This window comes from Pseudovibrio japonicus (genome assembly GCF_014651595.1).
GTDB classification, from domain to species: Bacteria; Pseudomonadota; Alphaproteobacteria; order Rhizobiales; family Stappiaceae; genus Pseudovibrio; species Pseudovibrio japonicus.
The window spans coordinates 38,612-50,669 of sequence record NZ_BMXE01000002.1 but is presented as its reverse complement, the minus strand read 5'-3'; the positions used below and the strand labels follow the sequence as shown (position 1 = coordinate 50,669).

The 12,058-nt window shown below is 53.6% G+C and carries 10 protein-coding genes; 3 read left to right on the top strand and 7 right to left on the bottom strand.

Features of this window, described 5'->3' with window-relative positions:
• Nucleotides 1-15 precede the first annotated feature (15 nt).
• Genes IE076_RS04940 through IE076_RS04925 form a run of 4 tightly spaced genes read right to left on the bottom strand, consistent with a single transcriptional unit; the run spans nucleotide 16 to nucleotide 3,351 of the window.
• On the bottom strand, nucleotides 16-837 hold the full coding sequence (locus IE076_RS04940) for a class I SAM-dependent methyltransferase (RefSeq protein WP_189435683.1): 822 nt from the start codon (nucleotides 835-837) through the stop codon (nucleotides 16-18).
• Nucleotides 834-1,943, bottom strand: a complete 1,110-nt coding sequence (locus tag IE076_RS04935) for a glycosyltransferase family 4 protein (protein ID WP_209008872.1) — start codon at nucleotides 1,941-1,943, stop codon at nucleotides 834-836. Before IE076_RS04935 ends, IE076_RS04940 begins: the two co-directional genes overlap by 4 nt.
• Entirely contained in the window at nucleotides 1,936-2,355 is a 420-nt protein-coding gene (locus IE076_RS04930; protein WP_189435682.1) for a 6-pyruvoyl trahydropterin synthase family protein, read from the bottom strand. Before IE076_RS04930 ends, IE076_RS04935 begins: the two co-directional genes overlap by 8 nt.
• Before the next feature lie 18 nt (nucleotides 2,356-2,373).
• Nucleotides 2,374-3,351: a zinc-dependent alcohol dehydrogenase gene (locus IE076_RS04925; RefSeq protein ID WP_189435681.1), complete on the bottom strand. Its 978-nt coding sequence runs from the start codon at nucleotides 3,349-3,351 to the stop codon at nucleotides 2,374-2,376.
• Nucleotides 3,352-3,465: 114 nt separating this feature from the next.
• On the opposite strand from IE076_RS04925, the gene mdoH reads away from it, so the two are divergent.
• Entirely contained in the window at nucleotides 3,466-5,340 is a 1,875-nt protein-coding gene (gene mdoH / locus IE076_RS04920) for a glucans biosynthesis glucosyltransferase MdoH (protein WP_189435680.1), read from the top strand.
• Nucleotides 5,341-5,455: 115 nt separating this feature from the next.
• Here the strand turns inward: mdoH and IE076_RS04915 are convergent, their stop codons facing one another.
• Entirely contained in the window at nucleotides 5,456-6,607 is a 1,152-nt protein-coding gene (locus IE076_RS04915) for an OpgC family protein (RefSeq protein ID WP_189435679.1), read from the bottom strand.
• A gap of 93 nt (nucleotides 6,608-6,700) precedes the next feature.
• Nucleotides 6,701-8,086, bottom strand: coding sequence for a tetratricopeptide repeat protein (locus IE076_RS04910; protein ID WP_189435678.1), 1,386 nt, complete (start codon nucleotides 8,084-8,086; stop codon nucleotides 6,701-6,703).
• A 472-nt stretch (nucleotides 8,087-8,558) separates the two neighbouring features.
• On the opposite strand from IE076_RS04910, the gene IE076_RS04905 reads away from it, so the two are divergent.
• Nucleotides 8,559-9,764: a YeeE/YedE family protein gene (locus IE076_RS04905; protein ID WP_189435677.1), complete on the top strand. Its 1,206-nt coding sequence runs from the start codon at nucleotides 8,559-8,561 to the stop codon at nucleotides 9,762-9,764.
• Between the two features lie 109 nt (nucleotides 9,765-9,873).
• On the top strand, nucleotides 9,874-10,398 hold the full coding sequence (locus IE076_RS04900) for a DUF302 domain-containing protein (RefSeq protein ID WP_189435676.1): 525 nt from the start codon (nucleotides 9,874-9,876) through the stop codon (nucleotides 10,396-10,398).
• A gap of 22 nt (nucleotides 10,399-10,420) precedes the next feature.
• Here the strand turns inward: IE076_RS04900 and IE076_RS04895 are convergent, their stop codons facing one another.
• Entirely contained in the window at nucleotides 10,421-12,058 is a 1,638-nt protein-coding gene (locus tag IE076_RS04895) for a thiamine pyrophosphate-binding protein (RefSeq protein ID WP_189435675.1), read from the bottom strand.

Genomic DNA, 12,058 nt, shown 5'->3' with positions numbered 1-12,058 from the left:
TGGGTTGGCATGGCCTCAAAGAGGTGGAAGGCCAACAATATCCAGATGCCCGACTTGCAGCTGCGAGGTCCCCTGATCAACCGCATCTAAGCGGAACGCCAGCCAATCATCCACAATTGCAACGGGCACCCCGACCTCGCGCGCAGCCTCAGCCCATGCATTAAGCAGTTCCAGCTGCAGAGCACGGTCTTCTGGCGCGCACACCCAGTCTGAGCGGCCGGTGAAGCAGGTATAACCCGCCTTGAGTAGGCGCTCGTGGGCATGAAATCCACCAAGCGGTCCCAGTGCAGAGCCAAACCCCTTATCGCTTGCCTGATGTTGATTGAAGGCGCGTTGTATAAGCCGGTCTGTCGGGTGGTGAGGCTCGCTGAACAAGATGCCGTTATAAGACAACCCGGCCAGAAACGGGAGCTGCAGCTGCCGCATGCGAGCAACAAAACTGTCCAACCAGTTTGCGCTGACAAGGTCGAGAAAGGCCGACGTAACCACCCCGTGATGCCCCTCAAGAATATCCAGCGCCCCCGTGTCGGTCAGATCGCAAACAACCGTCTTGGTCCGGGTGTCAGGGAAGGGGCGGGGAGCCGCCTTGGCAACTCGCAAAAGCTCTGGGTCATTGTCGATCAGCACCCAAACCTGCTCTCTGTTCGGCCCAATATGTTCGGCCAGATCTTGTAGAAAAGACCCTGTCCCCGCAGCAACATCGATAAGGCGGAGTGGCCCGTCTTCAGGTGCATGCTCCACCAGCCAGTCACAGAACATCTTCATGATGTCCTGATTACGTGCGCGCCGGTCAGCTTTGCGTCGAAGGAAGAGCCATTCTGAGGAAAATTCACTCAACGGTGCGCCTCCAATGTGCAAGAAAACGCTTTCGCGCTATCGCTCCAGTTCGGCAAGGCCCGCGCTGCGGAAAGGGCACCCTCGGCCAGTTTGGACCGCAAGTCATCACGGGTCAGCAGTGTTTCAATGGCCTTGCCAAGAGCAATAGGATCTCCCGCTCTCACGTGAAAACCCGCCGTTGGCGGAACTGTTGAAGTCACCGCACCATCGCCGCTTGCAATGATCGGAAGGCCATAACTCATGGCCTCGGCAAAAGCCATTCCGTAGCCTTCGTAGTAAGTCGGCAGCACAAAAATGTCTGCAGACTGGTAGAAATCCGAGAGTTCAGCTTTTGGAATACCCCCGCGAACCTGGATACGCTTCCCAAGATCATGACGCTCAATCTGCCCTCGCACCTGCTGAGCATACTCCAGATCGAAACGGGTCTCGCCAATCATATCCAGATGCCAGTCAAGGTGCTTCAGCTGTCCCAAAGCCTCCACCAGATCCAGCTGCCCCTTGCGTGGAACAAGCGAGCCGACACACAACAACCGAGTGGCAGCATCCGGCCTCCGCGAGGAACGCGCGACCTCTGAAACATCCGGACGCTCAATACCCGGTAAAACAACACTGATCTTGTCAGCTGGCACCTTCATTTGGGAGACAAGTGCCTTCTGTGTCGAAGGGCTGGTCACAATCACATGCTCTGCATGTTGTAGAGCGTCAGTCTCAGAGGCTCGCAGGGCTTTTGCGAGTTTTGGATCAATGCCACTTTCCAGAAACAGCGGGTGATGCACCAAAGCAATCAGGCTGCAGTACTCAGTGATCTCTTTCGCCAACTCGGGCAACACCCCCAGCGCCAAACCGTCCACTATGACCAGCGCCCGCTCTCCGACCTCGCCAAGTGCCTCAAGTGCCAACAGTTTGTCCGCTTCCGATGGGGCGGGATAGTCTCCTTCAAGCGCAATGAGCGAAATATTCCACCCGTTCTTTTGCAGCCCCCGAATGATCTCACGGTCATATCGGTAGCCCCCCGTCGGAGTGTTCAGGTCTCCTGGGAACATGAAGTAGCAGGACTTTCCCATAGTTGTTGCGGTCTGTTCGATTGAAGGATGCAAGTTATTCATGAGCCTCGGATGCTGTGAGCGGTGCCTCATAAGAAGCCCGCGCAATTGGGTTTTCCGTAATCGTTACCCGCACCTTGCTCAGTTCGCGCGGCTCGCGGCCAAGTTTATGCAGATAAGCCGCATCGCACACGCGCTGGTAAATGTAGCTGCAAAGAAAATCGACGGTGGTGTTGTGGCCCCTGAACTGAGGCAGGTCATCAAGGTTTTTGTAATTGAGAGGCTGCAGGATTTCGCCAAGAACCTCAAGCGCATTGCCAATGTCGATGACAATTCCGTTCTCATCCAGCTCTTCGGCAAAAATAGCGACGTGCACGTGTGCAGTAAGTCCGTGAAGCTGCGAGGCTGGACCAAAAACCTCTCCCTTCAAGCTGTGCGCAACCATAATATGATTGCTGATCTCAACTGAATACATCTCAAAATCCTTGCAAAACTAAGAGTAGACAATGGGTTGGCAAAGGGTGTCCCTCTTGCCTGAAAGAACATCCCCCAAGCTTTGTGGAGCGTCTTCAAACTCGATGGGAGCTGCAAGCAAGATATCAAGCACGTCGTCTTGAAGCAGGGAAATGGCCGCCTCCATCCGCCTGCGATGCGTCCAGCGCGGCCTCATAACTGGGGCAACCTGACCAACCTGAGAGGAGACGAGGCTCAGTCGCTGGCTGTGAAATCCACCGCCTAGATAAAGACCGGAGGCTTGTGAGCCAAACCAGGACGCCTCCACAATTCTGGCTTCCTTTCCAGCAACTCGGAGTGCCGTGTTCAGCCCGGCTTCCGAAGCACTGCAATGCACCACAACATCCTGATTTCTCGGAGCATCTTCCGGCAGTGCGAACGCGCAGGAAAGCGCATCCGTGATGTCCTGCCGTTTGGGATTAACGTCAACAAGCGTCACCTGAACGCCGGGCGTGCGCGCGCATAGGTAGCCAACAAGCGCGCCAACGGTCCCTGCACCAACCACCGCAATACGAGCACAGGGCAAAACACCTGCGTCCCAAACGATGTTCAGAGCCGTCTCCATATTGGCGGCCAGTGTGGCGCGGGTACTGGGCAAATCTGCGGGAATTGGATAGAGCGCATCGGCTGGGAGCAGAAAGCTACACTGATGGGGAAAGAGAGAAAATACCCGCTGCCCCGCCTCTAAATCTGCTGTTGTTTCAATCACTTCAGAAACATTTGCATAACCGTATTTGACGGGAAAAGGAAACGTTCCTTCCTGAAATGGAGCCAGCATCCGCGCGCGCTCACTCACCGGCACATCACCACGAAAGATGATCGCTTCGGTGCCTCGGCTAACCGCTGAAGCGTGGGTCTTTAAGTAAACACGGTTACCAGTTGATTTAGAGAGCTTTTCCTCTCTTATTTCAATGGTTTGAGGCGCAGTGTACCAAAGCGCTCTGGCTATTTCAGACAAAAAACGCGCTCCCCCGATCGCTTAGTTTTCACAAGTATACTCCAAGGAAACGTGAACAAAGGAAACTAGCAGAAATGTAGGTGCCATAAAAAATAATCATAATTTGGGTAGTACATGACTGAACAAACCCCGGTTCCTGAAGAGAATGCTCGTACCAGTCTTGTTGGTCTGCTGCTCTCTACCAACATCATTGATAAGTATGAGGAAAATCAGCGCTTATACTGGCGTAGGCTGTTTTTCGGGGCCCTGGTTCTCGTATCCCTTGCAGTGCTCATAACCTTGATGCTTCTGACGTTGTTCACCACTGGCTTTACAATCTCAAAACTCGTGATGTTTCTTGCATTTCTGGTCACCTTGCCGCTGCTTGTCATTGGCTTTTGGCATGCGTTCATTGGCTTGCTATTGTTGAAATTCTCGGAAGACCCCGTAGGTCATGTTTACGCAGGCACACCTCTGGAAACGTTCGACCGCAGCCCCCCCTTCAAGGACAAGCAAACAGCTTTGCTCTCATGTGTCCGAAATGAAGATTTCCCACAAGTTGCTGCCAAACTGGAAGCAATGCTTCAGGAACTGGACCGTCTGGACAAGCTCAATGGCTTCTCGCTGTACATCTTGAGCGACAGCAGCGAGCCTGTGCACATACACGAGGAAATGCAGGGTTTCACGGCGCTTAAGGCCCGCTGGGAAAAACGGATTGACGTGCACTACCGCAGGCGTGAGCACAATGTGGGCTTCAAAGCAGGCAATATCGAAGACTTCTGCCGCAACTGGGGTGATCACCATGACTATGCGATCACATTGGATGCAGACAGCTTCCTGTCGGCAGAAGCCCTGTGCAATCTTGTAAGCAAGATGAATGCAAATCCTCGTTTGGGGATCTTGCAGACCCTAATGCCGGGCCTTTCCACCAGTTCGTTCTTTGCCCGTGTCTTCCAGTGGGGCATGCGTCTGGGCATGCGCTCCTTCACGCTGGGGGCCGCGTGGTGGCAAGGACCTGCCGGTCCGTACTGGGGCCACAACGCTATCTTTCGTATAGAGCCTTTCATCAAACACTGCCTGCTGTCGCCCTTGCCGGGAAAGGACGCTCTGAGTGGACCAATTCTCAGCCACGATCAGGTTGAAGCAACCATGATGACAAGTGCCGGCTATGAGGTCCGTGTCTGGCCGGTGGAAGACGGCAGTTATGAAGAAAACCCGCCCCACCTGATTGAGTTTATTCGCAGAGACCTACGCTGGTGTCACGGAAACCTGCAATACAGCAAATTGCTCGACGCTCCGAACGTGAACCGGCTGGGCCGTCTTCAGCTGTTTCTTGCAATTCTTATGTTTGCCAGCTCTCCTGCATGGCTCCTCTTTATAGTGATGGCCATTTTGACTGGCTCACTCTCTGCGTCGGGAGTGGCACCGTTTGACCCGTTCTACGGAAGTATCCTGTTCATTGTGATCATAACCATGATCTTTGCGCCCAAGCTGGTGACACAGTTTCATATACTAACATCCAGTAAGGAACGCCGCAGCTACGGCGGGTTCTCAAAGGTCGCCCTCAGCGCATTCTTTGAGTTGATCTATGCCATTTTGCTCGCACCCATTATGGCGATCGCGCATACCATTTTTATTGTGCAATTGTTCGCAGGTAGAAGGCCCTACTGGGGTGGGCAAGAAAGACAGCCGCATGGTATTCCTTTGCAAGTGGCTGTTCAAAAATTCTGGCCTCAGACGCTCTTTGGTCTCTGTAGCGCTTTCTGGATGACAGGATATTCGCTCTCGAGCACATGGCTTCTTATTCCGGTTATTCTCGGACCATTGCTGGCAATCCCTTTTGCGATGATCACATCGAAGCCAACGCTGGGGAGATACTTCAAACATTCCGGGCTCTGGGCATTGCCCGAAGAAATTGATGTGCCACAGGAACTGGAAACTCTCGATAGTGCGCAACGCAGAGTGGCTATGGAAACAGCAAGGGCAAAGCGATTAGCTGATTTCGAGTAACGACACACCTGCAGGCGCAAGCGCTTCAGGCTACCGAACAAAAAAAGCCGATTGCGGGATGTTCAAATGCGCAATCGGCTTTTGTATTTTAAGGTGTCTGTTGTGTCAGGAAAGACTAGGAAGCAGGCTCTTGCTTTAGCTTTCTCCAAGGCTCACTCTTGAACCACCCAACGAGGTAGGCAACCGCAATCAAACCAGCGAAGCCAAGTAGGTTCGCCAATGCATCCCCGGCAACCGTACCGCTCAAACCCAGCTCATTGCGGAGAATGGCGAGCGCCTGACCAAGAAAAATGCTGGCCAGGAACACAGCAAGAGATTGCTGGCCGACCTTCTTAATGGTGCGTATGATCTTACCACGAATACCACCTACAAGCAGGCGTTGGCCACTGACACCTACAGCCACCCATGCCACATAGGCAAGAGCAAGGAAGTGGATGAAACGCAGAATACCCATCTCGGTTTTCGCGGTCAGTAAGCGGATCTCGTCGGCGATTGCCCGCAATTCCGGCACTTCGTTGAGAATACCATGATAAGCGAATGGAACGGTCAGAATGATGATCGCAGCACTAAGGAACATCAAACGTTTCTTGATCGGAGGTGCCGGGATCCAGCCTTTGATGAATGCAAAGCCCGTAAAGAACAACAGTTGCCATGCAAACGGGTTAAAGAACCAGCGGCGATCAGACCAGGGTTCTGCGGGAAGGTCGACCAGTCGAAACGTCGCAAGCAACCAGAATGTCAGGATAAGGGCTGCAACAGCACCTCGCCCAACCTTGTAATAGGCAATCATCATAAGCGGCATCATCGCCAGGATCACCAGATACATCGGTAGAATGTCAAACAGGTTTGGTACGTAGGTGAGCGTCAGAAGGCCCGGTAACTGCAACAAAGGGTTCGCGAAGAAAGGCCACAGGTTTAGCCTCCCCACGTAATCATAATCTACCCAACCACTGTCATTCACGAAGGCTAGCAAACCTGCAACAGCTAGGAACAGCCCAATATGAGCCCAATAAACTTGCCAGACACGATAAAGAACGCGCGCGCTCCCCATAGCAAGCCCATGCAATTCAAACACGCGCCCAAACGCGATTGCTGAGGCCATTCCAGAACAGAACACAAAGATCTCGGTGGAATCAGAAAACCCAAATCGTGCAGGAATCCAAAGCGTCCACTGGTTGCCCGGCAGGTGCGCTATGAAGATGATAAACATCGCGATGCCTCGAAAAAAATCGAGGCGAGGATCTCTTGGGCGGCTGGCCGGTTTCATGGGGGGCGCCGATGTGTCTTGTGTGTTCACGGTATCTCTGAAACTATAGTTGATGAAACCCTGCTTCGAAATCCCACGAAGCCGGACCTCAGTTTATCCTGTACGAAATCGTAGGTGGTCACTTTGCATGAGGTTTGTGGCTTCCATCATGCGGTTTGCCTGAGCCATGCGGGTTTCGCCATATGTGTCTGGCCCGCCTCTCAAGCGCGTGCGCTCGTCAATCATCCGCTTCGCTTCCTGGCACAGGCCTGCGCGCAAAGCAGCTTCGATCGTCAGCCTCTCAAATACATCCCGTTGCGCATGACTGCCACCAACAGTACGTAGCAATGGGCGGGCTTCTGCAAGGTGATGATAAGCGCTGAAGAAATTTCCATTCTTGAATTGCATCAGACCAGAGGCTGTGGGTGAACCGGCAACCTTGGTCACATGGCCCATCTCGTTGCTGTCTTCTTCCCCAAAGGTCCTCATACGCGCCAGCAGGCGATCAGAGGCCTGACGGCGATTGTCGCCAAGCAGCGCTAGCATGTAGTGCAAGTCTGCGAAAACATTGCAGGAGTCTTCAATATGCTTCTCACTGATGCTCGCCAACTCCTCCCAGCGGTTTCCAACCTTGAAGCCCTCAAGCTCAAGGCGCACCAGCATCGAAGCCGCATTGGAAACATCGCGGTAGTCGTCCGTGTGGTCCTTGCGGAATTTCTGGTCGTAAAGCTCGAAAACGCGCTCCACATTGCCACGGTCCAGATGTAGCAGCGCCAGATGCCACCAGACATGGTAGCCAAAGTTGTTGCAGTGTTCCCAGGCTTGCGGCTGGTCATCAAGCCATCTGATGCCTTCCTCGGCCTTGCCTGTCATGTCCAGCACGTGCGCAACCGCATGCAAGCCCCAGGCATCATCTTGTTGAAGGGCAACGGCTTCTCTGCCGATCCGCTCGGCCCTCTCAAAGTCTCCGCTCTCTTCCAGAGCGAAGGAGTAGCAGCCGTGCACATATCCCTTCGCCACATGATCCTCTTCGTAAGAGGAAAGCACGCCCTCAATGGAAGACCGCATGCGCGAAGGCTGTCCGAGAACAAAACGGATAGCGTGGATGAGCTTCAGGATGAATGCATCTCGTGGATACTTCAAAAGCACATCATCAAGGCGATCCGCAGCTTTGCCAGGAAAACCCTGTAGCCAGTCGTTTAGCGCCTCAATGACGGTTTCCTCGCGGCCTGTAATCTGATGATTTTTGCGGCATTTGTTTGCGACAACGTAGGCTTCAAATGCAGTTGCAGTCATTTCTCGTCTGCCCAGCAGAAGGCAGAACAGGCCGCGTGCCGCTTGGCCAAGAGCAAAATCAGGGTCGGCTTCCAGTGTCTTCGCAAGATGCTCAGGCGTTGCCGCACTGTGTGCGAGGAACGCAAGAACAGTGTTGTTCCAGTGTTCTATTGCGCTCTTGTCGGAGAGCGTTACCGCGTATTCAAACTGGTCATCAATGCGCATGGATGCGACCCGTGGTTACGGCGACCGGTAACTCGTGCACAACGTATTTTCTCCCGAAAAAAGCTATTGGGTACGCACTACGCTACGAACGATACAGGTCTGCCTGGAAATCTGTTGCACAGAACCCTTTCAAAACTGGCGATGACGTTCAACACACAAAAAGGTGTTTAATATCAGCAAGCTTTGCCTATGTAGAAAATATAGTTCAACCTCATGAATAAATAGAAAACAATGTTCTTGTTTTTAAGAATAGGCGCATAATAGGAAGAATTTTATTCATAAAATACTACTACTATTATTGGTATTTATAAGTAAAATTTTATATATTAACACTCTTTATTATTGTACTTCGTAGTTCCTAGGCTGCTTTCTGTTTGTAGATTAGGGTTGTGTTCACCGTTTCTTGACACTCCTGCAAGCCTGAACGGTGTAATCTCCTGTCTGCAACAAAGACCAAGTACGTGGCGAATTCATGGCGGATACGCGTAGCTATCAACAAAGAACAAGTGATCAACAGCTTCCAGCTCCACAGGTAGTAATCGTTGGTGGAGCGCTGCTTGTACTGGCGGGCGTGGCATTGCTCGGGCTTGAAAATAACGGATGGCGTGTTTCCGTAGGCGCCCTGATCGGAGGTCTGGCAGGCGCCGCACTATACCACACCAGCTTCGGATTTACCGCTGCTTGGCGCCGCGTTGTCACTCAGCGAAGAGGGCAGGGGCTGCGTGCCCAATTCTTGCTTATCGCATTGGTTTGCTTGATAAGTTTTCCTCTCCTGCAATACGGATCCAGCATCGGTTTGCGTACCGGAGGCTTTGTGTTTCCATTTGGAGTGGGAGCCGCCGTCGGTGCGTTCATGTTTGGTATCGGCATGCAGCTGGGTGGCGGGTGCGGCTCCGGAACCCTGTTCACCGTTGGAGGCGGTTCCTCGCGTATGGTTATCACGCTTGCTTTCTTCATTCTGGGCAGTGTAATCGCAACAGCCCACCTTCCTTACTGGAATTCTCTTCCTCAATTACCAGCGTTTTCGCTCCTGCGCGATTTTGGGGTGGTCCCGGCACTGCTCATCACACTTCTCCCACTCCTCGCTCTTGCCATATGTTCGGTGTTTCTCGAGAAAAAACAATGGGGTGAGCTGGAGAAATCCCGCAGGACAACCTCCTTTTGGCAGGGCGAATGGGGCTATGTTCTGGGTGCGTTGGTATTGGCGTTGGTTTGCGTTCTTACGTTCGTTGTTTTGCAGCGCCCATGGGGCGTGACCTCTGGCTTCGCCCTGTGGGGCGCAAAGTTTTTTTCCGCCCTTGGTATCCCGGTAGAGACTTGGCCTTACTGGCAATGGCAGGTCGGTGCGATCCAAAGATCGGTCTTCGCCGATGCCACCTCCGTGATGAACTTCGGAATCCTGCTGGGCGCTTTGATCGCCGCAGGGCTGGCGGGTCGGTTCAACCCAATTAAGAAGATCAGCCTCAGAGATGCTGGAACCGCGGTCGTTGGGGGCCTACTACTCGGCTACGGCGCGCGCCTTGCCTACGGATGCAACATCGGCGCTTATCTCGGGGGAATAACCTCCGGCTCGATTCATGGTTGGCTCTGGCTTGTTTTTGCCTTTGCCGGTTCCATGTTTGGAACCCGCCTCCGATATGTGATCGGTATGGACCCGGCGCCAATCAACGTAAAATAGCAATCCACCTACGGAACAACTAAAATCCCAATTAAAAATAAGAGAGCATACGCAACAGGCTGTTCAACTCCCGCTCTTAAACTCCTCTCATTAAGAGAAGGAATGAACTATGAAATTTCTGACGGGGATGTTCGGTTTTGTTGGAACGCTCATGTTCGTGATGGCCGCGTTTTACCCATCTCAGGCCCAAATCACCGCAGAGCAGGCGCAGGAGGGCAAAGTCCTTCCGCGCAACGGCTGGCGTGTCATCGAAACCACGAAAACAATCGATGAGCTGCTGGAGTCTCTGAAGCAAGTCATTCGTGACGAAGATATGCTGCTCGTCAGCATGGCGAGTGCGTCTCGTGGTGCGAAAGCCAATGGCTTTGAAATTCCCGGAAACTACGTGATCGGCGTGTTCCGCAATGATTTTGCAAGACGCATGCTGGCGTCCAGCGTTCAGGCAGGCATCGAAGCGCCCATCCGCTTCTATCTGACGGAAGACACAAACGGTACAGCAACGCTGTCCTGGAAGACACCAAGCTTCGTCTTCCAGCCGTATCGTGATGCGGCCTCAGTGGATTTGATCTCGTTAAGCGAAGAACTGGACGTGGTCTTCCAGCGCATTGCCGATCGTGCCACAGGCAATACCTGAGGCACGATCAATTATCCCGCTCTTAGAGCTTGCCGTCGTAGGCCCGCCGGTCAATGCGGCAGGCCAGAATGGTAAAGGTATCACGCTCCAGCGCTGCTGCCGCTTCACGCTCCAGAGACGCGGCATCATCCACCCAAACACCATGACCACCATAAGCATCAGCGAGTGCTGGAAAGTTCGTAGCAGAGAAATCAACGCCCAGATTAGGGTTCTGGTTGGCGCGCTGCTTCAGCTCAATCAGAGCCAAACTTTCATCCACCAACACGCAGACAATGAACGGCACCTGCATGTCGCGCAGAACTGCCAGATCGCCAAGTCCCATCTCCAAACCGGCATCTCCCACGAACACAACAACCGGATCCTCCGGCTTCGCCATCTTATGTCCGATGCCAAGCGGCAGCGCACATGCCATTGTACAAAGCGCGGAACTCTGCAACATGGTACGAGGCGACACGCACTCCCAAATCTGACTGACCAGAATGCGATGCGCTCCACTGTCAGCGGTGGCCACCGTTGCATCCGGCAGCACATCACGAAGGGTTCGGAACACAGTCGCCGGCCCCCAACCACTTTCCTCAGCTGCAAAGTCAGCCATCAGACTATCTCTGGCAGGTGTGATCCGATCTCGAAGCCATTCGCTCTCATCCGACACAATGCCCGCTTCCTCCTCCGGCATCAGAGAAAGCAGCGTCGGCTTGATATCGCCTTCCAATGTGTGGCTCACATGATGCATGCCGTGGCTGCGTAGAACAGGCGTCAGCTCAATCACAGAGGTCTTGATGCTCCACGGGTTGCGCCAGTTCACACGCATCTCAATTGGGTCATACCCAATCAACACAATCAAATCCGCATCGGCCAGCAAAGGCATCAGGCTCTGGTCAGCCTTGGGCGACAAGCCTGCACCGCCAAGTGAGAGCCGATGCCACTCAGAGATAAGCCCCTTGCCCTTGTAGCTGGTAATCAGCGGAATCTGGTAGGCCTCGCAAAAATCCTCGACCTCTCGGCCAGCATTCGCATTCACCGCATCAACACCGGCAATCGCGATGGGGCGCTGAGCCGAACCCAGCAGCGCGCGCGCCTGCTCCAGCACTTCGCCAGACGGCACCTGATCCGCACGAATGCCATAATTCGGGACTTTCTGCGTTTCCGTGCACTCGCTTTCTGCTACCGAGATCGGCACATCAATATGTACAGGTCCCGGCTGACCGGACATGGCAATGGAAATCGCCTTATCCATCATGGCATTCAACGCCCCCGGGGCTGCTTTGAAGCTGGCCTTCACAATTGGCCGCAGCAGCTGCTGGTGGTCCATCACCTGATGGGTGTAGGTTTCTGCTTCTGCACCGTCCACGCAGCCGGTCATAAAAATCAGCGGAACCCGATCCTGAAAGGCATTGGCAATCACGTTGACCGCGTTGGTCACACCCGGCCCGAGTGTTGCCAGCAAAACAACTGGAGCATCAGTGCCTTGGCGGGCAAGGCCATGCCACGCCCCCTCAGCCATAAAGCCACCTGCGTTTTCGTGCTTCACCAGCGTGAAGTTCAGGCCTGCAAGGTTCAGCGCATCCATAAGAGCCAGCACTTCACCGCCCGGAATACCAAAGGCATACCGGCTGCCAGCCTGATGCAGTTTTTGAGCAATAAGATCAGCGCCACGCAT